This window comes from Paraburkholderia sp. BCC1886 (genome assembly GCF_900996245.1).
Lineage (GTDB): Bacteria > Pseudomonadota > Gammaproteobacteria > Burkholderiales > Burkholderiaceae > Paraburkholderia.
The window spans coordinates 95,109-115,885 of record NZ_CAAJGK010000022.1 but is presented as its reverse complement, the minus strand read 5'-3'; the positions used below and the strand labels follow the sequence as shown (position 1 = coordinate 115,885).

Genomic DNA, 20,777 nt, shown 5'->3' with positions numbered 1-20,777 from the left:
GCGCGCCGCTCGCTTTCGGAGAGAGATGGCCATGATTTCACATGTTTTCGTCGGCGTGACCGACTTCGAGCGAGCCTTCCGGTTTTATTCGGCGGTAATGGCAACGCTGCGGCTCGAGCTGAAGTTCTGCGAATCCGGCAAACCCTGGGCGGGTTGGGTCGCGGCCAGTGCGCCGCGACCGCTATTTCTGATCGGCCACCCGTACGACGGGCAACCGGCGCAAAGCGGCAACGGTCAGATGACCGCGCTGCTCGCGCCCGATCGCAACACGGTGGACGCGGCCCACGCCGCAGCGCTCGCGGCCGGCGGGTCGTGTGAAGGTGCGCCCGGGCTACGGCCGCACTATCACCCCGACTATTACGGCGCGTACTTTCGCGATCCCGATGGCAACAAGATCGGGGTCTGCTGTCATCAGGCGGTGGTTTAGCGGGCCGTGCCGCTCAAGGCACCAGCCACAACGACAACGCATAAACAATCAACGACACGACGAACGTCACCGCCGTGTATCCCATCACGCGTTGAATGCGGATGCCGGCAATCGCCACCACCGGCACCGCCCAGAACGGCTGCAACATGTTGGACACGTTCTCGGCCATCGCCACACCCATGGCGGTACGCGGCACCGACGCATGCAGACTCAGCGCCGCGGGCAGCACGAACGGCCCCTGCACGGCCCAGTGACCGCCTGCGCTCGGAATCAGCAGCGTAATGATCAGCGAGCTGAAATAGCTGAGCACGGGCAGCGTGACCGGCGTCGCCAGCACCACGAACGTCTTGGCGATGGTCGATGCCAGACCGGTGCCGGTCATGATCCCCATGATGCCGCCGTACATCGGGTATTGCAGCAGCATCGAGCCGGTCTGACGCGCGGCGCGGCGAATCGCGTCGGCGTAGGCGATCGGCGTGCGTTGCAGCGCCAGCCCTACCAGCAGAAAGATCAGAATAGTCGTGTTGATGTCCAGCTCGAAGCCTTTCGCGTGCCACGTCACGGCCAGATAGCCGACACCCATCGCGAGCAGAAACAGCGTGCCGAGCATCGAGTTTTCGGCGCGCGACGCGAGCGACGTACGGCTCGATGCGCGTGCATGCGGGTCGTCGTTCGCCTGGGCCGCCGGTTCGGCGGTGGTGTCGCTGAACGCGACCACGTGGTCCTGCTTGGGATGCATCCAGATGAAAATCGCCGTCATGATCACGACCACCAGCACGGTCGGCACGAGGACGAACGGCGCGAACACCGTCGAGCTGAGCGGAATCACCTGGCCGGTGGCCTTTTCCACGAGGTTCAGCGCATTGCCGTGCGAGGCTTGCGACAACGCGATCGAACTCGACAAGCCGCTATTGCAGACCGACCACGCCGAGTAACTGCCGGCGACGAGCCACGCGAAATCCACCTTCACGCGCCGCGCGATTTCACGCGACAGCAAGGCGCCCACCACCAGCCCGAGTCCCCAGTTCAGCCATGCCGCCACGGCGACGATCGGGAACACGATCAGCGCGGCGCGCGTCGGCGTGTGCACGTTGGCCGCCATCGCCCGCAAACCGCGCTGGACCAGCGGCGCATCGGCGATCGCAAAGCCCGTCGCCAGAATCAGGATCATCTGCAGCGCGAAGCCGAGAATATTGAAGGTGCCGCCATACCACGACGTGAGAATGAGCGGTACCGACACATGCGGTACGAACACCAGCGCGACCACGGCGACCAGCAAGGTCAGACCGATGGCCAGCACGAACGGATCGGGCATCACCTGCTCGAATACGTAGACGAGCCCCTCGACGATGTTCCTGGTGTGCCCGCCGTTACCCGCGCCGTTGCCCTTATTCGACGAAGGGGTCTTTGTGGTGTTCATGGTCTCGATCCTGTTGTTCGCATTTGCCGCGCGGAACATACACGAAATCACGGATTGCTGCAGTGCGGACGGCATAAAGCCTGAGAGCCCACGAGCGCAAACTGGTTATGAAACTTTCAAAACGCTCACAACGCTCAGATCAGTCGCGTCGATCGCGACCGGAACTGGTACAACCATTGCATCTCATGCTCGCTTTCCCAACCCGCCATGGAGTATTCCGATGTCCGTTCTCCCCATCACGTATCACATGATTCCGGACGGCCCCACACCGGTCGGGCCGTTCAGTCACGCTACCGAAAGCGATGGCTTCATTTTCGTGACCGGACAGATGCCCGATAGTCCAGGCGCACCCGGCGTGCTGCCCGAGGGTATCGAAGCGCAGACGGCCAATGTGATGGCCAATCTGCGCATCGTGCTCGCGGGTATCGGCCTGAGCTTTGCGGACGTGCTGGTGGTGCGCGCGTACCTGACCCGCTTCCAGGAAGACTACGCGGCGTTCAACGCGACGTATCGGCGTTTCTTCGAACCCGGGCGTCTGCCGGCAAGAACTTGCGTAGGCGTGACCGGGCTTGCCTACGACGCGTTGGTGGAAATCGACTTCGTCGCGCGCCGGCCCGCGAGCGCTTGACGCTCGCCGACACGATCCCGAGTGCGTCGGCTCGAGCGACGCTCAGTCGAGCGTCACCACTTTGCCGGGATTCAGGATATCGAGCGGATCGAACGCGCGCTTGATGGTGCGCATCAACGCGACGGCTGTCTCGCCGTGTTCTTCCAGCAGATAACCGATCTTGTGCAGACCCACGCCGTGCTCGCCGGTCGACGTGCCGCCGTAGCGCAACGCGCGCCGCACGAGGCGATGACTGAACGCCTCGCCGGCGTTCACCTCGTCGGCGTTGTTCGGGTCTACCAGCACCAGACAATGAAAATTGCCATCGCCGACATGACCGAACACCGGCGCGAGAATCGCGTGCTCGTCGATATCGGCGAGCGTCTCCTGAATGCAGTCGGACAACACCGAAATCGGCACGCACGCATCGGTCGTGAAGCAGCGGCTGCCCGGCTTCAGTTGCAGGGAAGCGAAGTACGCGTGATGCCGCGGCGTCCATAACCGCGAGCGCTCTTCCTGACGCGTCGCCCATTGAAACGCGCCGCCGCCGCATTCGTCGGCAATCTGCCGGACTAGCGCAGCCTGCTCGTCGACCTGCGCCTGGCCGCCGCTGAATTCGAGGAATAAGGTCGGCAGTTCGGCCAGTGCCAGCGAGTTGTGCGCGTTGATTGCGCGAATCGTCAGCGCGTCGAGCATTTCGGCGCGCGCCAGCGACACCCCGCTCTGGATCGACTGGATCACGCAATCGACGGCGGCCCGCACCGTCGGAAAACTGACCACCGCGGCCGCCGTCACTTCGGGATGCGGATGCAGCTTGACGGTGGCTTCGGTAATCAGCCCGAGTGTGCCTTCCGAGCCGCAAAAGAGTTGCGTGAGGTTGTAGCCCGCCGACGACTTGCGCGCTTCCGACGCGGTTTTCAGCACTTCGCCGGTCGCTGTCACGACGGTCAGGTTGAGCACGTTGTCGCGCATCGTGCCGTAGCGCACCGTGTTGGTTCCCGACGCGCCGGTCGCGATCATGCCGCCGACCGTCGCATCGGCGCCCGGATCGACCGAGAAGAACAGGCCGCTGCCCACCAGCGCCGCATTCAACTGATTGCGCGTGACGCCGGCCTGCACCGTCGCCGTCATGTCCTCGGCGCGCACGGCGAGCAGTGCGTTCATCTGCGTGAAGTCGATGCAGATGCCGCCCTGCACCGCCAGCAGATGTCCTTCGATCGACGAGCCCGCACCGAACGCGATAACCGGCACGCGTTCGGCCGCGCAGGCTTTCACGACCAGCGCGACTTCCTCGGTGCTGGCGACGAACACCACCGCATCGGGCGGCACCGGCGCGTAGGCGGATTCGTCGGTGCCGTGTTGCAGCAGCACGGCCGCGCTGCGTGAGAAGCGCGCACCGAAGGTGTGCTGCAGGTGCGCCAGCAACGCCGGCGAGGGCGACCGGCGTGCGCGCGGCGCTGCTTCTGCCGCTGGTGCTGCTTCTGCCGAGGTTGCTTGCGTGTCGACGGTCGATGGTTCAGCGTGTTCGATGATCTGCATGAGACGTCTCTCTTCTATCGGTCGGCGCCGCGTCGCTACGCGTCACGCCTCAAGCCAATGACATGAACTTCAAGCCGCGCGATTCATGGGCCGCACCAGCAGCACCAGCACCGCGCCGGCCACCAGCAGACCGGCGAGCATGTGCAAGCCGGCATCCGTGCTGTGCGTGATGTCGTGAATCAGGCCGATCAGAAACGGCGCGCTGAAGCCCGACAGGTTGCCGAACGAATTGATCAGCGCGATGCCGGCCGCCGCGCCCGCGCCGCTCAGCAGCGTGGTCGGCAAGGTCCAGAACACCGGCAGCGTGGCCATGATGCCCATCGTCGCGATCGTCAGGCCGGTCATGGCCAGCATCTGGTTGCCGTGCAGTTCGACGCTCATGAAGAGACCCGCCGCACCGACTACGGCCGCCACGGCGGTGTGCCAGCGCTGCTCGAGACGCCGGTCGGCGCTGCGCGCCGCCGCGACCATCGCGATCACGCCGAACAGCCACGGGATCATGCTCAGCAGCCCGACCTGCAGCGGATCGGCCACGCCCATCGACTTGATGATGCTCGGCAGCCAGAAGCTCACACCGTAGAGGCCCGACGTGAGCGCGAAGTAAATAATGGCGAGCAGCCACACCTTGCCGCTCAGCAAGGTCGAGCCGATGCGGGTTTCGGTTTTGCGGGCGGCTTCCGCGCCGATGTCGGCAGCGATCGACCGGCGCTCGTCTTCGCTGAGCCAGCGCGCGCCGCTCACGCGGTCGTCGAGATAGCGCAATACCAGCAGTCCCACCAGCACGGTCGGCAGCCCTTGCAGCACGAACAGCCACTGCCAGCCGGCCATGCCGGCGACGCTCGCCATGTTCTTGAGGATCCACCCCGACAGCGGACCGCCGATGATCCCCGACACCGGAATCGCGGCGATAAAGAGCGACGTCATCTTGCCGCGCCGCTCGACCGGAAACCAGTACGTGAGATACAGGATGATGCCGGGGAAGAAACCGGCTTCGGCCGCGCCCAGCAGAAAACGCAGCGCATAGAACGAGGCCGGCGACCTGACGAACATCATGGCCGCGGACAACAGACCCCACGTAATCATGATGCGGGCTATCCACTTGCGCGCGCCGACGTGATGCAGGATCACGTTGCTCGGCACCTCGAAAATAAAATAGCCGACGAAGAACACGCCCGCGCCGAGACCGTAGACGGTGTCGCTGAACTGCAGCGCACCGAGCATCTGCAGCTTCGCGAAGCCGACGTTGACGCGGTCCAGATACGCGACGATGTAGCACAGGAACAGCAGCGGAATGAGCCGCCACGCCACCTTGCGATACAAGGCGTCGCGCTGGCTCAGGCTGATTCCGGCGAGGCCGGGAACAGCGGTGTGAGTCGTCATGGAAGTCTCCTCGCGTGATGGTTACTGGGTCGAGCAGGCGTAGTTCGCCGCGTCGCTCAGGCTGCCGCTACCCTTGTAGCGCGGGTACGCCGGATACCGGCACAGCGGCCGCGACGCGGTCACCGCGCCGTCGGTGTCGAGCTTCGTTAGCGTGAGGCTCTGCTTCGACGGCGGCGTGCCCTGCTCCGTCCACGTCACCAGCGCCTTCAGCAGATCGACCTGATCCGGCCCGACGCCGCCGGTGCAGTGGCCCACGCCGGGTTCCAGGAACAGTTCGACGGTGTCGTCGGCCGTGCTTTGGCCGAGCTTCGTCACCACCGACTCGTAATAGCGCGCGGTGTCACGTGGACTCACGGAGGTGTCGTTGGTGCCGTTCAGCAGGATCAGCCGGGCGCCATGCGCATGCAGCGCGCTCAGGTCCGGGTCGAAGGCTTCGAACATCGTGCCGATGCTGGCCAGTTGCGGACCCCACTGGTTCGGATCGTAGAGCGACGTGTTGTAACTCTGATCGCCTGTGATGAACGAGCGAATGAAGCCGTCCGAGAACAGACCCTGCAACGAGTCGTTGCCGGCCGCCGCTTGCGGCCAGATGTACGAGCCCCAGCCATCCGCGGAATTTTCGAGGCCGAAGTTGTAGCCGGGATGCGTGATCGAACCATCGGTCGTCGAAAACGGCGTGGTGATGGTCTGCACGGTGGCGATCTGCGCGTCGGAGAGGCAACTGTCGCCGGTATCCGCACCCGCGGGACAGCGCAGCACGGTCGGGTCGAAGTGGCAGGCCGACGGGTTCGAGACGATGCCGTCGTTCGCGCCGTCGAGCGAGTCGCATTGGGCGAGCACCGCGTTGGCGAGCAGCGTCTGCTTGCCGCCATCGAGCGTGGCGGCCGGCACGCGCACCGCTTTGGCGATGCGGTTGAACTGCGTGAACAGACCCATCACGTTGCCGGCGGGCGCACGCGCCACGATGCCGTCGAAATCGTCGGGATAGCGTTGCGCTTCGATCAGCGCGTCGTGACCGCCCATCGAACAGCCCTCGAAATAGCTGCGCGTGGGCGCGGCGCCGTAGAACTGTTTGATCAGCTGCTTGCCGACCGGCAGCGAGCGATGGTCCGCGAGATGGGTGTAGTCCGCCAGTTGCTGCGGGTCGGTGGCGAAGGTCGCCTTGAAGTAGTTCGGGTCGGTCGCGGCTTCGTCGTGGCCGCCGTTGGTGCCCATGGTCGCGTAACGGTCGGTCTGGATCGACGCGCTGTTGTAGCTCGCGGTGAACGCCGCCATCACGCCGTCGAAACCGCCGCCGCCGAGAAACGCCAGTTTGCCGTTCCAGCCGGCAATCGGCAGATTCAGTTGCATTTTCAACTGGGAGCCGGTCATCTGCGCATTCACCGAACAGTACTCGGGTGTCGCGCCCGAGGCCGGCATGAGCGCCGCGGCGCTGACCTGCGCGGCACTGGCGCCGAGCGTCGTGCCCGTGAGCGCCGTGCAGCGCTGCCGCAGCGTTTGCGGATCGGTCGACACCTGCAGGTTGTCGCCACCGCCGCTGCAACCGGCGAGCGTCTGCGCGGCGAGTGCGACCAGCAGCCACGCGAAGGGGGCGCGAGCGCCTGCCGCCGCTCTGCCAGCGGATGTTCGTTGCTCCATGGATCTCGTCTCCGGAATTTCTTTTAGTGGACCTGCGCGGCCATCGTCGCGCCATTTGCGCGAAAAGAACAATATGGATTTGAGAACTGGGTATCTGCAGACGAGATGGGCGGCTAGCCCGCGCCGACGCGAGGCTTGCGCAAACGCTCACGCAGCGCGCTGGTGGAGAGCGGGCCTGGCAGCTCCTTCTCTGCTTGCGCGTGCGCATGTTCCTCCGCTTCAACGGCATAACCGCCGGGCCACGCGCCGCGTCGCGCCAGATCGCGCACCACGTCGGCCAGCAGTGTCGCCACGGCCTGCTTCGCCTTGGTCAACGGAATCTCGCGCGACGCGCAGATGCCCAGCACCCGCTGCATCCCTTCCGCGCGAATCCGGTGCGCGACCAGATGGCCGGCCTCGACCTCGGGCGCGACCAGCGCGAGCGGCAAAATGGTCGGCGCCATGCCCACCCGCACGGCGCTCTTGAGGATATGCACCGAGTTGATTTCGGCGGCGAGCGGCGGCATCGCCACGCCATGTTCGACGAACACGCGCTCGATGATCGCGCGCATGCAATGGCTGTGCTGCATCGCCGACATGATGAGTGGCTGGGCGGCGATTTCTTCGAGCGTGACCTCGCCCGTGTCGACGTGACCGCTCGCACGAGGCGGCGCCTGGTCCTTGCCGCGAATCCAGAAAAACTCCTCGGCGACGATCGGTTCGAACTCGACATCCACCAGCGAAATGTTCGACGTGAAAATAGCGAGGTCCACGCGGCCCTGCTTCAACTGATCGAGCAGATTGCCGGTCAGCTCTTCGTTCATATGCAGCGACACTTGCGGCAGTTGTTCGCGCGCCGCTTGCAGCAGGGGCAAAGCAAGCGGCAACAGCGCGCTTTGCGGCACGCCGAGCACGACCGAACCGACGATGGATTCGGGCGCGCAGTGCACGGCCGTGCGGGCGTCGTCGATCTGTTTGAGGATAGCCTGCGCGTACTCGTAGAAAATCTTGCCGGACTCGGTGACATGCACGCCGCTGCGCGCGCGCACCAGCAGTTGCACGTCGAGTTCCTGTTCGAGGTCACCGATCTGTTTGCTGAGCGCCGACTGCGCGATGAACAGCCGTTGCGCGGCGCGCGACACGCTGCCGTGATCCACCACCCCGACGTAGTACTTCAATTGCCGGATTTCCATGCGTCTCCTCGGTGTTTTCCCGCGATGTTCTGTTTCTTATGTGTTCCCGATGACAGGCCGTAGCGGCGCGTAGCCCGTCGGGTGCGAGTGATGTTGCGCGCGCAACGGCGCCTTGTCAAAGCGCTCGCGTAAGATCGCGTCAGGAAAAACCCGGCCCCGACACGCACGCCGGGTACAGCCATTGCGTCCCACCGGCAGTTGCAACGCTCCGTCATTTCGCCACAACGCCCGCCATTCGATTCTTCATGAGCCCACCTGTCCTGCCCTCCGCTTCCCGCCGTTATCTGATCTTCACCGGCCTCATCCTCGCGATGGTGCTCGGTGCGCTCGATCAAAGCATCGTATCGACGGCGCTGCCCGTCATCTCCAGCGATCTCGGCGGGTTGAGCCGCATGACCTGGGTCGTGACCGCCTTCATGCTGACCTCGACCATCAGCGCTCCGCTGTACGGCAAGCTCTCCGATATGTATGGCCGCAAGCCGTTCTTCGCGGCGAGCGTCATCGTCTTTCTGGTGGCGTCGGGCTTATGCGGCGCTGCGCATTCGATGCTGCAACTGATCGTGTTTCGCGGTCTTCAGGGGCTCGGCGCCGGCGGGCTCATCACGCTGTCGCAAACAGTGATAGGCAGCATCGTCAGTCCCGGTGAACGCGGTCGCTACCAAGGGCTGTTCACCGGCGCCTTCGCGGTCAGCAGCGTCGCGGGTCCGCTACTGGGCGGCTTCATCACCACGCATTTCTCGTGGCGCTGGATTTTCTACGTCAACGTGCCGGTCGGTCTGCTGTCGCTCGCGATCGTAATGGCGAGTCTCCCCGGCCTGCCGCGCGGCGGTCGACACCGGATCGACTACACGGGCGCGGCGCTCGTCAGTGTCGGCACCAGCGCCCTGCTGCTGATGCTCAATACCAACGAGCACACGCTCGCCCGCGACCTGCCGCTGGCTGTGAGCCTCGCGGTGCTGGTGGTGCTGTCGTTCGGCCTGCTGTACCGGGTCGAGAAACGCGCAGCCGAACCGATCATCGACTTCCGGCTGCTGACGATTCGCGCCTACGCGATCTGCGTGACCGCGTCCGGCACGATGGCCTTCGCGATGATGGGCTCGCTCGTTTTCGTGCCGCTGTACTTCCAGCTGGTGCTCGGTCAAACCCCGCAGCAGGCCGGCCTGATGATGTTGCCGCAAGTGCTGACCATGCTGGTGTCGTCGATCGTCGGCGGGCAGATATCGACGCGGACCCGGCGCTTCGCCAGCCTCCTCGCGCTCGGCACGCTGCTCGAATGCGCAGGACTAGCCGCGCTCGCGACCTTCGCACATCTGGGCGCGGGCGTCCCCTGGTTTCTGTTGACGATGGCACTGCTCGGCGCGGGCATGGGAATCGGCATGCCCAACGCCACCGTCATCGTGCAGAACTCGGTGCCGGCCTCGGCGATCGGCGCGGCGACCGCCACCATGTCGTTCGTGCGCTCGCTCGGCGGCTCGCTCGGCGTGGCGTTTTCGGGCGGCATCATGACCTTCGTGCTCGGCCGGCAACTCGGCGGCATGCCAAGCGGCGTGAATGTCGAAGGACTGCTCGCGCAAGGTGCCGGCACCGTTGCGCAGTTGTCGGCGACGCAGCGGTCCGACCTGATCGAAGCGTATCGCAGCGCGATCGGCGCGAGCCTGATCGCGGGCGGCATCGTGATGTTCGTGGGTTTCCTGCTGGCGCTCCATCTTGCGCGCGCGGATCGCAGCGGACAGGGTTTTGCCGCGGAGCAGAACTGACCGGGTTGAACGTCGATAAAGAAAAACGCCCTGCGAACCATCGTGACGATGGCTCGCAGGGCGCCTGTTTTCATGGACCGGTCGTGACGCCTATTCGGCTACGGCGTAGCGTTCCAGCCAATGGGCGTACGGTGCGGGCAGCACCCACGACGGACGCTCCACCTTCAGTTGACGCGCAGCGTAATACGGCCAATGCGGGTTCGACAGATGCGCGCGACCCACCATCACCAGATCGAGTTGCTGCTCGGCAACCGTGCGGTTGGCGATAGGCGGCGAGTCGATGCCCCACGCCGACGACACCGGCAATTCCGCTTCGCGGCGCACGCGTTCGGCGATGGGCGCGAGAAACGCCGGACCCCACGGAATGTTCGACTTGGGCGTCGAGAAGCCGACGCTCACGCTCAGCATGTCCAGACCGCCGCGGCGCATTCCGCGCGTCAGTTCGATTGCTTCCTGCAAGGTCTGTTCGTCGCGACCGTCGTATTCGATCACGCCGAACCGCGCGGTCAGCGGCAGATTCTCCGGCCACACTTCACGCACGGCGGCCAGCGTTTCGAGCAGGAAGCGGCTGCGGCCCGCGGCATCGCCGCCGTACTGGTCGTCACGCAGGTTCGCGTGAACCGAGAAGAAGCTTTGCGCAAGATAGCCATGCGCGAAGTGCAGTTCGAGCCACTCGAAGCCGGCGTCGCGGGCACGACGCGCCGCGGCCACGAAGTCGGCTTTCACGCGTGCGATATCGTCGAGCGTCATCGCCTTGGGCACCTTCGGCAGATTCGCGCCGAATGCCACCGCGGACGGCGACAGCGTTTCCCAGCCGCGCGGATCGCCCTCGGCGATATGGTCGTCGCCTTCCCACGGCAGATTGGCGCTGGCCTTGCGGCCCGCATGGCCGATCTGGATGCCGGGCACCGCGCCCGCTGCCTTGATCGACGCGGCAATGCGCGCCATGCCTTCGGCCTGCGCGTCGTTCCACAAGCCGGTGCAGCCCGGCGTGATGCGGCCTTCGGGCGACACCGCGGTGGCTTCGACGATCACGAGGCCCGTGCCGCCGCGCGCGATGCTGCTGTAGTGCGTGGCGTGCCAGTCGTTGGTCAGGCCGTCGACGGCGCTGTATTGGCACATCGGCGGCACGGCAATGCGGTTGCGCAGGCTGACGTCTTTGAGTTGAAACGGGGTGAACAAAGCTGACATAAAGATTTCCAGGTTATTCCGTGAAATTCGCAGTGAGATTCGTTGTCTGGTGATGCATCCGCGATGGCGAACTGTACCAGGTACTGGCTAACCGCGCCGCCGGCCCAGCAAACCGCTATTGGCGCACCGGCACGGCGTTGTCATCGTCGAATGCTCACTGCTGATAGGCGCCCGCCGCGTACGTCAGTTCGTAGCTATGGCTGTAGATCTCGAGAATGTTGCCGAACGGGTCTTCCATATAGACCATGCGATACGGCTTTTCGCCGGGGAAGTACTCGCGCACCGGCATGCGTTGCTTGCCGCCCGCGGCGACGATTTTCGCGGCCAGGCCTTCCACGTCCGGGTCCTGCACGCAGAAGTGAAACACGCTGGTCTTCCAGTACTCGAAATTGTTTTCCGGCTTCTGCGCATTCGGAAATTCGAAGATCTCGACGCCGACGCGGTCGCCCGTCGACAGATGCGCGATGCGGAACGAGCCCCAGCCTGCGCCGAACACGTCCGTGCACATCACGCCGATCGCGCTGGTGTCTTCGGTGATGGTGGTAGGCGGCATGATCAGATACCAGCCCATGACCTCGGTGTAAAACTTGACGGCGCCGTCGAGGTCGGTCACCGACAGGCCAATATGAGAGAAAGAACGGGGATAAGGCGTGAGCATGGCGCAGGCTCCTATGGATTTTGGAATCCAACGAGCTTATCGCCGTCACACTATAATTAAAACCACGCCCCGGTAATCGTTTCGATAAATTATTTTTATGCTTAATCCGCAATGGCTTCGCACGTTCGTCACGCTGGTCGAAGTCGGCAACTTCACGCGCGCGGCCGAGCGTCTGGAACTGACGCAAGCGGCCGTCAGCCAGCATCTGCGCCATCTGGAAAGCGAACTCGGATTGCTGGTCATCCGCCGGCCGCGTCGGCTGGAAGTCACGCCGGCGGGCAAGGTTCTGCTCGATTACTGCACCGAGATGGATTCCGCCGACCGGCGGCTGCGTTCGCGTCTGACAGGCGAGGACGAAGCGCGCGGCGAAGTCAGCCTGATCAGTCCCGGCAGCATCGGGCTTGCGCTCTATCCGTTGTTGCTCGGCTTGCAGGAAGAGAACCCCGGCTGGGTCGTGCGGCATCGCTTCGCGCCGGACCCGGAAGTGCTCGCGGCCGTTCTGCAGAACCAGTACGAACTGGGTCTGGTCACGTTGAAGCCGGACGATCCACGGCTCACGGCCACCCAGTTCGCGGAGGAACCGCTGGAACTGGTCGCGCCGGCGCGTGAGAACGTCCACGAATGGGAAGACCTGGTGCGGCTCGGTTTCATCGATCACCCGGACGGGCCGGCGATGGCGTATCGGCTACTGAGCCGGCGCTTTCCCGGCAATCCGGGTTTCAACACCTTGCCGCGCCAAGGCTTCAGCAACCAGGTCGGCCTGATCCTGGAACCGGTCGCGCGCGGTCTCGGCTTTACCGTCATTCCGCGCTATGCCCGTCAGGCGTTCGCCCGGCAGGACGCGATTCAGGTAGTCGAGTGCGGCGCGCCGGTAGTGGATACGCTCTGGCTGATCCATCGCGCCGAGTGGCCGCTGTCGGTATGCGCCGCGCAGGCGGTCGAGCTACTGCGCGAGCGGATCGGGTCGGCGTCGGCGTCGGCAAAAAGCTGACGCCTTCGCGTGTCAATCGATATAGCGCAGCCCGGCTTGCGCCAACGGCTCGCGCATCTTGTACATATCGAGCCCCAGCACGCCGGACGCGAGCATGTCGCGTTTCTTCGCCTCGAGCGCCTCGCGCGCGGTGGCCTTCTCGAGCGTCGCCAACGCCTGCGCCGACGGCACCACCGCGACGCCGTCCTGATCGGCGACGACCACATCGCCCGGGTTCACCAGCGCGCCTGCGCACACCACCGGAATGTTCACCGAACCGAGCGTCGCCTTGATCGTGCCTTTCGCCGAAATCGCCTTGCTCCACACCGGGAAGCCCATCTCGGTCAGCACGCTCACGTCGCGCACGCCCGCGTCGATAATCAGTGCGCGGGCGCCGCGCGCCTTGAAACTGGTCGCCAGCAGATCGCCGAAATAGCCGTCCGTGCAATCGGCCGTGATGGCGGCGACCACCACGTCGCCGGGCTGAATCTGTTCGGCGGCCACATGCATCATCCAGTTGTCGCCGGGATGCAGCAGCACCGTCACCGCCGTGCCCCACGCGTGCGCGCCGGTATAGATGGGCCGCATGTACGGCTTGAGCAGTCCCGTGCGTCCCATCGCTTCATGCACGGTCGCGCTGCCGAGCGCGCCGAGGCCGTCCGCGACGCGGCTGTCCGCGCGTGAGATGTTGCGATACACCACTCCGAGTTCGGTCATGATCAACGTCCTTGTGTCTTGAGCGCGGCGTCGAGACGGGGATACACGCGCCGCGCGTTGCCTTCGTAAATCTTGACGCGCTGGTCCGGGTTCATGTCCGCGGCTTCGACGTAGCGCCTGGTGTCGTCGAAGTAATAGCCGGTTTCGGGATCGATACCGCGCACCGCGCCGATCATTTCGCTCGCGAACAGAATGTTGTCCACGGGGATCACCTTGGTCAGCAGGTCGATGCCGGGCTGGTGATACACGCAGGTGTCGAAGAAGATGTTGTTCAGCAGATGGTCTTTCAGCAGCGGCTTCTTCATCTCCTGCGCGAGACCGCGGAAGCGGCCCCAGTGATACGGCACCGCGCCGCCGCCGTGCGGAATCACGAAACGCAGCGTCGGGAAATCGCGGAACAGGTCGGACGTCAGGCATTGCATGAAGGCCGTCGTATCCGCGTTCAGGTAATGCGCGCCGGTGGTGTGAAAGCACGCGTTGCAACTCGTGCTGACGTGGATCATCGCGGGAATGTCGTATTCGACCATCTTCTCGTAGATGGGATACCACGCGCGATCCGACAGCGGCGCACTGGTCCAGTGGCCGCCCGATGGGTCGGGATTCAGGTTGATCGCCACGTTGCCGTACTGCTCCACGCACCTGACCAGTTCGGGAACACAGGTGGCGATGTCCACACCGGGGCTTTGCGGCAGCATCGCCGCCGGCACGAAATGCTCGGGGAACAACTGGCTCACGCGGTAGCAGAGTTCGTTGCAGATACCCGCCCACGTGTTCGATACCTCGAAGTCGCCGATGTGATGCGCCATGAAGCTCGCGCGCGGGCTGAAGATGGTCAGGTCGAGACCGCGTTCCCGCATCAGCCGCAACTGGTTGGTCTCGATCGACTCGCGCAGTTCGTCGTCGCTGATTTTCAGCTCCGAGACTTTCGGCTGCGCGGCCGGGTTGCCGAGTGCGGCGATCTGACGGTTGCGCCAGTCTTCCAGCGCTTTCGGTGCAGTCGTGTAGTGACCGTGAATATCGATGATCATGGTTTTTTCCTGATTGCCTAGCGGACTTCCTGGGCGTGACGCTCGCCCGTCTTCGAGTGGGTGTTCGCTGCGCTGCCTGCGGGGTCGGCCGGCGCCGCCGTGGATTCCGTCGCGAGGTCCTTGCCGCGCGTTTCGGGCAGCATCAATGCGGCGATCACGACCAGCAGATACGACACGCACGCGCACAATCCCATCGCCGCGCCGAGTTCGAACTTCGCGCTGAGCACGCCGACCATCGCCGGCATCACGGCGCCGATCGCCCGGCCCGCGTTGCCGCACAAGCCTTGCGCCGACGCCCGGATGCGGGTGGGGAACAGTTCGGCGATATACGCGCCGGTGCCCGCAGCCGTGCCCGATTGCAGCGTACCGAGCACGAAGCCGAGCACCAGCGTGACCGGCAGCGTGATGGGGGCAAGCGTGTACGTGGCCACCGCGACCGCCTGCAGACACGCGATCACCACGAACGTGCGGCGCCGGCCGAAGCGGTCCGCCATCCAGCCGTTCAGGAAAGCGCCCGCGAACGAGCCGAGAATATTGATCGCCAGATAACCGCCGACATTGGTGATGGACAGATGCAGCACCAGTTTCAGATACGCGGGCAGCCACGTGATCATCACGTAGTTGCCGCCGTAGATGCCGAAGGTCAGCAGGATCGCCTTGAAGGTCGTCGCGCGGATCGGCCGGTCGAACACGGCCCAGATGCTCGGGCGTTCCGCGGCGTGTTCACGCAGGTTCTGCGCGAACATCGGCGCTTCTTCGATATGACGGCGAATCCACAGCACCAGCAGGGTCGGCAGCAGGCCGATGGCGAACAGCACGCGCCACGCAATCGCCGGTTCGAGCGTATTGAAGAGCAGCGTGGAGAGCAGCACCGCCACCGCATAGCCGATCGCCCAGCCCGCCTGCAGCGACCCCACCGCGCGACCGCGCACCTGCGGGCGAATGGTCTCGCTGATCAGCACCGCGCCCACCGCCCACTCGCCGCCGAAGCCGAGTCCTTGGAGACCGCGCGTCACCATCAACTGCCAGAACGAATCCGTGAATGCGGAAAGCAGCGTGAACGCGGAGAACCACAGAATGGTGATCTGCAAGATGCGCACGCGGCCATACCGGTCCGCGAGAATGCCGGCGATCCAGCCGCCCAGCGACGCCATGATCAGCACCGTCGTGCCGAGCACGCCGGCCTGGCCGCGCGTCATACCCCATAGCGCGATGAGCGTGGGGATGGCCAGCGCGTACATCTGCGTGTCCATCGCGTCGAGTCCCCAACCGCTGAAGCACGCCCAGTAGGTGCGCTTCTCGGACTTCGTCAAATCGGAATACCACTTGAACATGATGCTGTTTCCTCCTGCTTCCCTCGACGGGATAGCTTGTCTCTCGTTGATATCGATGACGACGATTTAATAACCCGTGGCCGCCACGCGCGGCTTCATGCGGCCCGGCGTGCCGGTCCTGCTTCGAGCGCAGCCTGCAACAGCGGCGCGGCGTCGCCGCCTAATGCCGTAGTGGCGCGCGCGGCGAACTGCAGAAGCCGCGGCCGGTAACTTTCCATCTCGTTCATGCCCATGCGCGCGGCCGGTCCCACGATGCCGAGCGCGCCGATCAGCTCCTGCCCCACGCCGAACACCGGCGCGGAAATGCCCGCGGTTTCTGGATCGCGTTCGCCGATGGATAAGTACACGTAGTGGCGGCGCACCGTGTCGTAGGGCTCGCCGGGCTCGCCGGAAAACGCCAGCAGCACCCGGCCGCCCGCGCCGCGTTCGAGCGGCTGCACGTCGCCCTGATGCACTTCCGCACGAATCGAATGGCGCGACGCGATGCGATACAGACACACACGATGGTCGTGTTCGCGCACATGGAACGAGACGGCCTCGCCAGACTCGGCGCTCAGTTCCTTCATGGCCGGCAACAGGATGTCGCGCAGATCGAAGCCGGCCTCGTAGACCGCGCTCAGATGCAGCGCGGACGAGCCGACCCAGTAACGGCCGTCGCTCAGTCTGATGAGCAGATGGTGATGACACAGCGCCTGCGCGAGCCGCGACAGCGTGCTTTTGTAAAGGCCGGTGCGCTCGGACAGCTCGGTCAGCGTCAGGGGTTCGTCGTCGCGGCGAAACGCGAACAGAATTGCCGCTGCACGATCGAGCACGTCGATGCCGCTGGGTGTCACGCCCTGCGGCTGGCGCGCAGTCTCGCTGTTTCGGGCCATGATGAAAGTCTCCGGTTGTTCTATCTGATAGAACTCATTTGCGTCAGATGGGACGATGGTAGTCCTGTGGCGTTGGACGTGTCAATGCAACGGACGTGTCGACGCCATCTCGCCGATTGAGAAATGCGGGGGGATTAAAAGGGAATCGGGCGCTGAACGAAGCGCTAGCGGGGAGTGAATCGCGCGGCCAAGGCCTCGCGAACCCGTTCGATGAGGTCGCGCCATTTTCCGTTCAAAGGCTGGCGGAACAGCCGCACCGTTTGCGGATACCACGGGCTGTCGGTTCGCTCGTGCATCCAGCGCCAGTCGACGTCTTCGGGTGGCAGCAACACCCAGCACGGCGTGCCGGCCGAGGCGGCCAGATGCGCCAGCGACGTGTCCACGCAGATCACCAGATCGAGTTGCGCGACGATCGCCGCACTGTCGGCCAGATCGGCGACATCGGTACCCAGATGCAATAAAGGCTGATCGGGGGGCGGCGTTCGCGCTTCGTCCTCGCCCGCGCCTTTTTGCAGACTGACGAAATTCAGGTTGGCGTCGGGGATGCGCCAGAGCGGCGCCAGCATCGCCAATGCTGGTAGAGACCGATGGGCATCGTTATGGTGTTTCGGGTTGCCTTTCCAGACGAGGCCGATTTTCGGACCGGGAGGAAGCGCGGCAAGATACGCGCCCCATGATTCCAACCAGGGGCGCGCCAATTTGAACTGTACCGGCAGAGGAATGTTGTCGAGCGTCGTGCCCAGATGAAGCGGCGCACTCAAAGGGCTCAGCCAGTAATCGTATTGCGCGGCCGCGGTGAGGCCCGCTTCGTGACTCAACACGACGTCGACGCCCTCGACCGTGTCGAACAGTCGATGCAGCGTCGCGCTGCAGGCAAACGCTATTTCGATGGGGCCCAAGGCCTTGAGCATCGGAAAATAGCGGCCGAAATGAATGGCGTCGCCCAGTCCGCCTTCCTGCCACACCAGCAGTTTCTTGCCCGCCAGTGGTTGCCCTTGCCAATGGGGTCGGCGCAACACCTGCTGCGTTGTGTATTGCGGCGAAGTCGGGTCGTCGTGACGCCCTTCGTAGAGTCGCCAGCCTTCGTCGAAGCGCCCCACGCTAATGAGCAATAACGCCAACGCAAACTTCGCAACGGGATAGCCGGGACGGATGGCAAGCGCCTGACGGTAGGCCGTCTCCGCTTCCGGCAAGCGTCCGAGTTCTTTCAGTACATTGCCAAGGTTGCTATGAGCGATGACGAAGTCGGGGCTCGTTGCGACGGCGCGTCGATAGGCCTCGGCTGCTTCGTCCCAGCGGCCGAGCGGTCGCAGCACGACGCCCAGGTTGTAATGGAACTCCGCGCGTTCGGGGCTCAATGTCGCCGCCCGGCGGTACGACGCTTCCGCTTCGGCGGGACGCCCCTGATCCTGCAGTGCCGAACCGAGGTGATTGTGGGCATCCGCGAAATCGGGGTGCACGGCCAGCAGTTGCCGGTACAACTGCTCGAGGTCGGGGAGCCGGTCGAGTCCTTTCAGCAGTTTGCCGAGGTTGAGGTACGCGTCCACGAAGGCGGGGTTCGTTTCGATCGCGCGGCGCCAGTACGACTGCGCATCGTCGAGCCGACCCAAACCGAGCGAACTCACCGCCGCGAGTTGCAATGCTTCGGCCAGTTGCTCGCGCGGCAACGGCGGTTGCATCGCGAGGAGCGGTTTCACTTTCGCGAGCGCGTCGGTGAATTTCTGGTCGGGTTCGCCAGCAGGCAATGAACTCATGTCGGATTAGCGCGTTGAGAGCTTTTTTTCATGCGCGCGTTTCGCGGGATGCCGCGTCGGCTTGCATGAACTCGGTGCCGCGAGCATAGCAGTCCGTCTGTTCGAATCGCTCAGGCCATGCTCGCGCAGATCCCAAGCCTGCGATTGCATCGCTCTTTTGCCGATCGCGCCGCATTGCATTCGCATTGCACCCGCATTGCACCCGCATTGCATCCGCACCGCTTTGCAAATGCCAAATCGTTATTGGCGTACGCGCGCAACTGCCACCACTATCGACTGCATCCGCCTCGTTGTGCAACGGACTCTACCAGGAGCGTCGATATGACAGTAGTTCTCGACAGTCGAACAGAAGCACCTATTTCCAGACTCGGCGCGGCCGATCCCGAGTCGCTGCCGGACGATATCAGCAAGCTGGTCGAAGCACACGGTGGCGACAACTGGATTCGCGCGCTGTCGCTGAATCCGGACACGGCGCGCCGTTTCGTCCGTTACTTCGAGCAATTGTTCAGCGCGACCGGCAGCACCTTGCCGCTCGCCGAACGTGAGCTGATCGCCGTGGTCGTCTCCACCGCCAACGGCTGCGGTCTGTGCGCGCTGCATCACACGCACGCGCTCGGCGCGGCGCTCGACGACCACGCGAAAGCACGCCGCGTCGCGACCGACCTTCACTTCGCATCGCTGACTTCACGCGAGCAGGCACTCGCCGACCTTGCGCTCAAGGTGACGCAGAACCCGCGCAGCGTCGATCACGCGGACTTCGAGCGGCTGCGTCGCGAAGGCCTGTCCGAACCGGCGATTCTGGAAGCGGTGGAAACCGCGTCGTGGTTCAACCACACCAATCGCATTTTCATCAGTACCGGCGTGTTGCCCGACGACCGGTATTTCGCCTGACCCGACGCTGCACAGGAGACCCGAATGGTGAGCACAGCCTTGGAGTACGACACGTCTTTGCGTCTGGCCGATTTCGCCCCGCCCGCGACAGCGCCGCATGACGCGGCGCATGAATCGACGCATGCATCGACACACCCCGCGGCGCACGACCGCTCCTCGCGGCAAGCAAGCAAAGCGCTTTTATCCGACGACCTGCTCGAACGCATCGGCTTGCGCGCCGCGTCGTACGACCAGGAGAACCGTTTCTTCGCCGAAGACCTCGACGAACTCAAGCAGGCCGGTTTTCTGCGCGCCAGCGTGCCGGTCGAACTGGGCGGCCTGGGTCTGACGCTGCCCGAACTGATCCGCGAACAGGTGCGGCTCGCGAGCCGCGCGCCCGCCACTGCGCTCGCGTTGAACATGCATCAATACTGGATTGGCGCGGCGCTGCATCTGTTGCGACACGGCGATGATTCGGCCAGATGGATTCTCAGCGAAGCCGCCGCCGGCAAAGTATTCGCGGCCGGTCACGGCGAGCCGGGCAACGACCTCGGGCTTGCGCATTCGTTCGTGAAGGCGACACCGCTCGGGGACGGCAGCTACCGCTTCGAGGGCCGCAAGATCTTCACCTCGCTCGCGCCCGCGTGGGACTGGCTCGGCGTGCATGGAAAAGACGATTCGGACCCGGATCATCCGAAGATCGTGCATGCGTTCATTCGACGCGACGCGCCGGGACATCGCACGGTGAAAACCTGGGACACGCTCGGCCTGCGCGCGACGCAAAGCGACGACACCTTGCTCGAAGGCGTGGTCGCGACCGCCGATCGCGTGATCCGCGTGCTGCCGGCGGGCGTGCCCAACGACCCGTTCGTCGACGGCATTCTCGGCGCCGTCCTGCCCGGTCTCGCGGCCGTGTATTTCGGTGTGGCGAAGCGCGCATTCGATCTCGCGCTCGTTTCGGCGAAGAGCCGTTCGTCCGCGCTGCTGCAGGGCCGAAGCTACGCGTACAAGCCGTTCACGCAGAAGACCGTCGCCGAGGCCGCGATCGAACTCGACAGCATCGAAGCGTTGCTCGAACGTGTCGCGGATCGCTGGTGGGCCGGTTATCCCGCCGACGAGCCCTGGATCGCGCGGCTGCTCGCCGCGAAGCAGCACGCCGTGGATGGCGCGGTGCGCGTGGTCGACCTGTCGCTGCAGATTGCCGGCGCGGGTGCGCTGTCCAAACGCGCGGAACTGGAGCGGCTGTATCGCGACGTGCGGGCCGGCGCGTTTCATCCGCCTAACGCCGATGCGTCACACGAAGTGATCGGGCAGGCCTGGCTCGGCATACTGGGCACCGTGTGAGCCTGCGGCAGCATTGAGACTATTGCTATGACGGTATATCATCATCCGGTTTTGAGGTCGCGCCCGTGTCATCTATTCTTCTGCGCGCCTCGTCGCCCT

General features: G+C 64.5%; 18 protein-coding genes. 6 read left to right on the top strand and 12 right to left on the bottom strand.

Translation table 11 applies throughout. From position 1 onward, the window contains the following. Positions 1 to 31 precede the first annotated feature (31 nt). On the top strand, positions 32 to 427 hold the full coding sequence (locus FQ746_RS02120; protein WP_144107076.1) for a VOC family protein: 396 nt from the start codon (positions 32 to 34) through the stop codon (positions 425 to 427). Positions 428 to 440: 13 nt separating this feature from the next. On the opposite strand, the gene FQ746_RS02115 is transcribed toward FQ746_RS02120, so the two are convergent. Continuing rightward, on the bottom strand, positions 441 to 1,847 hold the full coding sequence (locus tag FQ746_RS02115) for a TIGR00366 family protein (protein ID WP_144107074.1): 1,407 nt from the start codon (positions 1,845 to 1,847) through the stop codon (positions 441 to 443). A 220-nt stretch (positions 1,848 to 2,067) separates the two neighbouring features. Between FQ746_RS02115 and FQ746_RS02110 the strand changes: the two genes are divergently transcribed. Next, complete coding sequence (locus FQ746_RS02110; RefSeq protein WP_144107072.1) at positions 2,068 to 2,475, top strand: RidA family protein; 408 nt, start codon at positions 2,068 to 2,070, stop codon at positions 2,473 to 2,475. A gap of 42 nt (positions 2,476 to 2,517) precedes the next feature. On the opposite strand, the gene FQ746_RS02105 is transcribed toward FQ746_RS02110, so the two are convergent. From FQ746_RS02105 to FQ746_RS02090, 4 genes are all read right to left on the bottom strand, one after another. Further along, positions 2,518 to 3,987: an FAD-binding oxidoreductase gene (locus FQ746_RS02105; RefSeq protein WP_409932353.1), complete on the bottom strand. Its 1,470-nt coding sequence runs from the start codon at positions 3,985 to 3,987 to the stop codon at positions 2,518 to 2,520. 75 nt (positions 3,988 to 4,062) lie between these two features. Beyond that, complete coding sequence (locus FQ746_RS02100) at positions 4,063 to 5,373, bottom strand: MFS transporter (RefSeq protein ID WP_144107068.1); 1,311 nt, start codon at positions 5,371 to 5,373, stop codon at positions 4,063 to 4,065. Between the two features lie 21 nt (positions 5,374 to 5,394). Beyond that, on the bottom strand, positions 5,395 to 7,011 hold the full coding sequence (locus tag FQ746_RS02095; protein WP_144107066.1) for a tannase/feruloyl esterase family alpha/beta hydrolase: 1,617 nt from the start codon (positions 7,009 to 7,011) through the stop codon (positions 5,395 to 5,397). Positions 7,012 to 7,124: 113 nt separating this feature from the next. Continuing rightward, positions 7,125 to 8,183: a LysR substrate-binding domain-containing protein gene (locus FQ746_RS02090; protein ID WP_144107064.1), complete on the bottom strand. Its 1,059-nt coding sequence runs from the start codon at positions 8,181 to 8,183 to the stop codon at positions 7,125 to 7,127. 245 nt (positions 8,184 to 8,428) lie between these two features. On the opposite strand from FQ746_RS02090, the gene FQ746_RS02085 reads away from it, so the two are divergent. Next, the gene (locus tag FQ746_RS02085; RefSeq protein WP_144107063.1) at positions 8,429 to 9,940 is read left to right on the top strand and encodes an MDR family MFS transporter; all 1,512 of its coding nucleotides are present in this window, start codon (positions 8,429 to 8,431) and stop codon (positions 9,938 to 9,940) included. Between the two features lie 90 nt (positions 9,941 to 10,030). Here FQ746_RS02085 and FQ746_RS02080 read toward each other — a convergent pair whose 3' ends face one another. Then, on the bottom strand, positions 10,031 to 11,131 hold the full coding sequence (locus tag FQ746_RS02080; protein ID WP_144107061.1) for an NADH:flavin oxidoreductase/NADH oxidase: 1,101 nt from the start codon (positions 11,129 to 11,131) through the stop codon (positions 10,031 to 10,033). Positions 11,132 to 11,285: 154 nt separating this feature from the next. Further along, complete coding sequence (locus tag FQ746_RS02075) at positions 11,286 to 11,789, bottom strand: lactoylglutathione lyase family protein (RefSeq protein WP_144107059.1); 504 nt, start codon at positions 11,787 to 11,789, stop codon at positions 11,286 to 11,288. 97 nt (positions 11,790 to 11,886) lie between these two features. Between FQ746_RS02075 and FQ746_RS02070 the strand changes: the two genes are divergently transcribed. Continuing rightward, positions 11,887 to 12,780, top strand: coding sequence for a LysR family transcriptional regulator (locus tag FQ746_RS02070; RefSeq protein WP_144107057.1), 894 nt, complete (start codon positions 11,887 to 11,889; stop codon positions 12,778 to 12,780). Between the two features lie 12 nt (positions 12,781 to 12,792). Here FQ746_RS02070 and ligK read toward each other — a convergent pair whose 3' ends face one another. The 5 genes from ligK to FQ746_RS02045 form a co-directional block, all read right to left on the bottom strand. Beyond that, complete coding sequence (gene ligK, locus FQ746_RS02065) at positions 12,793 to 13,476, bottom strand: 4-carboxy-4-hydroxy-2-oxoadipate aldolase/oxaloacetate decarboxylase (protein WP_144107055.1); 684 nt, start codon at positions 13,474 to 13,476, stop codon at positions 12,793 to 12,795. 2 nt (positions 13,477 to 13,478) lie between these two features. After that, a complete protein-coding gene (locus FQ746_RS02060; protein ID WP_144107053.1) occupies positions 13,479 to 14,504 on the bottom strand; it encodes an amidohydrolase family protein in 1,026 nt (341 codons plus the stop codon). Between the two features lie 17 nt (positions 14,505 to 14,521). Then, complete coding sequence (locus FQ746_RS02055) at positions 14,522 to 15,838, bottom strand: MFS transporter (RefSeq protein ID WP_260853852.1); 1,317 nt, start codon at positions 15,836 to 15,838, stop codon at positions 14,522 to 14,524. 95 nt (positions 15,839 to 15,933) lie between these two features. After that, positions 15,934 to 16,710 (bottom strand): IclR family transcriptional regulator, encoded by a 777-nt coding sequence (locus tag FQ746_RS02050; protein WP_144107051.1) that lies wholly within the window; start codon positions 16,708 to 16,710, stop codon positions 15,934 to 15,936. A gap of 164 nt (positions 16,711 to 16,874) precedes the next feature. Further along, the gene (locus FQ746_RS02045; protein ID WP_144107049.1) at positions 16,875 to 18,464 is read right to left on the bottom strand and encodes a tetratricopeptide repeat protein; all 1,590 of its coding nucleotides are present in this window, start codon (positions 18,462 to 18,464) and stop codon (positions 16,875 to 16,877) included. Between the two features lie 321 nt (positions 18,465 to 18,785). On the opposite strand from FQ746_RS02045, the gene FQ746_RS02040 reads away from it, so the two are divergent. Both FQ746_RS02040 and FQ746_RS02035 read left to right on the top strand, forming a co-directional pair. Further along, positions 18,786 to 19,355, top strand: coding sequence for a peroxidase-related enzyme (locus FQ746_RS02040; protein ID WP_144107047.1), 570 nt, complete (start codon positions 18,786 to 18,788; stop codon positions 19,353 to 19,355). A gap of 27 nt (positions 19,356 to 19,382) precedes the next feature. Then, positions 19,383 to 20,678 carry an acyl-CoA dehydrogenase family protein gene (locus FQ746_RS02035; RefSeq protein WP_260853851.1) on the top strand — a complete coding sequence of 432 codons (1,296 nt, stop codon included), beginning with the start codon at positions 19,383 to 19,385 and terminating at the stop codon, positions 20,676 to 20,678. The last annotated feature ends 99 nt before the right edge of the window (positions 20,679 to 20,777 follow it).

Excerpts from the sequence above, each read along its gene's own strand:
- FQ746_RS02050 (WP_144107051.1), bottom strand. The coding sequence starts at position 16,710 with ATGGCCCGAAACAGCGAGACTGCGCGCCAGCCGCAGGGCGTGACACCC.
- FQ746_RS02060 (WP_144107053.1), bottom strand. The coding sequence starts at position 14,504 with ATGATCATCGATATTCACGGTCACTACACGACTGCACCGAAAGCGCTG.
- FQ746_RS02075 (WP_144107059.1), bottom strand. The coding sequence starts at position 11,789 with ATGCTCACGCCTTATCCCCGTTCTTTCTCTCATATTGGCCTGTCGGTG.
- ligK (WP_144107055.1), bottom strand. The coding sequence starts at position 13,476 with ATGACCGAACTCGGAGTGGTGTATCGCAACATCTCACGCGCGGACAGC.
- FQ746_RS02080 (WP_144107061.1), bottom strand. The coding sequence starts at position 11,131 with ATGTCAGCTTTGTTCACCCCGTTTCAACTCAAAGACGTCAGCCTGCGC.
- FQ746_RS02090 (WP_144107064.1), bottom strand. The coding sequence starts at position 8,183 with ATGGAAATCCGGCAATTGAAGTACTACGTCGGGGTGGTGGATCACGGC.
- FQ746_RS02045 (WP_144107049.1), bottom strand. The coding sequence starts at position 18,464 with ATGAGTTCATTGCCTGCTGGCGAACCCGACCAGAAATTCACCGACGCG.
- FQ746_RS02120 (WP_144107076.1), top strand. The coding sequence starts at position 32 with ATGATTTCACATGTTTTCGTCGGCGTGACCGACTTCGAGCGAGCCTTC.
- FQ746_RS02070 (WP_144107057.1), top strand. The coding sequence starts at position 11,887 with ATGCTTAATCCGCAATGGCTTCGCACGTTCGTCACGCTGGTCGAAGTC.
- FQ746_RS02040 (WP_144107047.1), top strand. The coding sequence starts at position 18,786 with ATGACAGTAGTTCTCGACAGTCGAACAGAAGCACCTATTTCCAGACTC.
- FQ746_RS02115 (WP_144107074.1), bottom strand. The coding sequence starts at position 1,847 with ATGAACACCACAAAGACCCCTTCGTCGAATAAGGGCAACGGCGCGGGT.
- FQ746_RS02085 (WP_144107063.1), top strand. The coding sequence starts at position 8,429 with ATGAGCCCACCTGTCCTGCCCTCCGCTTCCCGCCGTTATCTGATCTTC.
- FQ746_RS02100 (WP_144107068.1), bottom strand. The coding sequence starts at position 5,373 with ATGACGACTCACACCGCTGTTCCCGGCCTCGCCGGAATCAGCCTGAGC.
- FQ746_RS02095 (WP_144107066.1), bottom strand. The coding sequence starts at position 7,011 with ATGGAGCAACGAACATCCGCTGGCAGAGCGGCGGCAGGCGCTCGCGCC.
- FQ746_RS02110 (WP_144107072.1), top strand. The coding sequence starts at position 2,068 with ATGTCCGTTCTCCCCATCACGTATCACATGATTCCGGACGGCCCCACA.
- FQ746_RS02055 (WP_260853852.1), bottom strand. The coding sequence starts at position 15,838 with ATGTTCAAGTGGTATTCCGATTTGACGAAGTCCGAGAAGCGCACCTAC.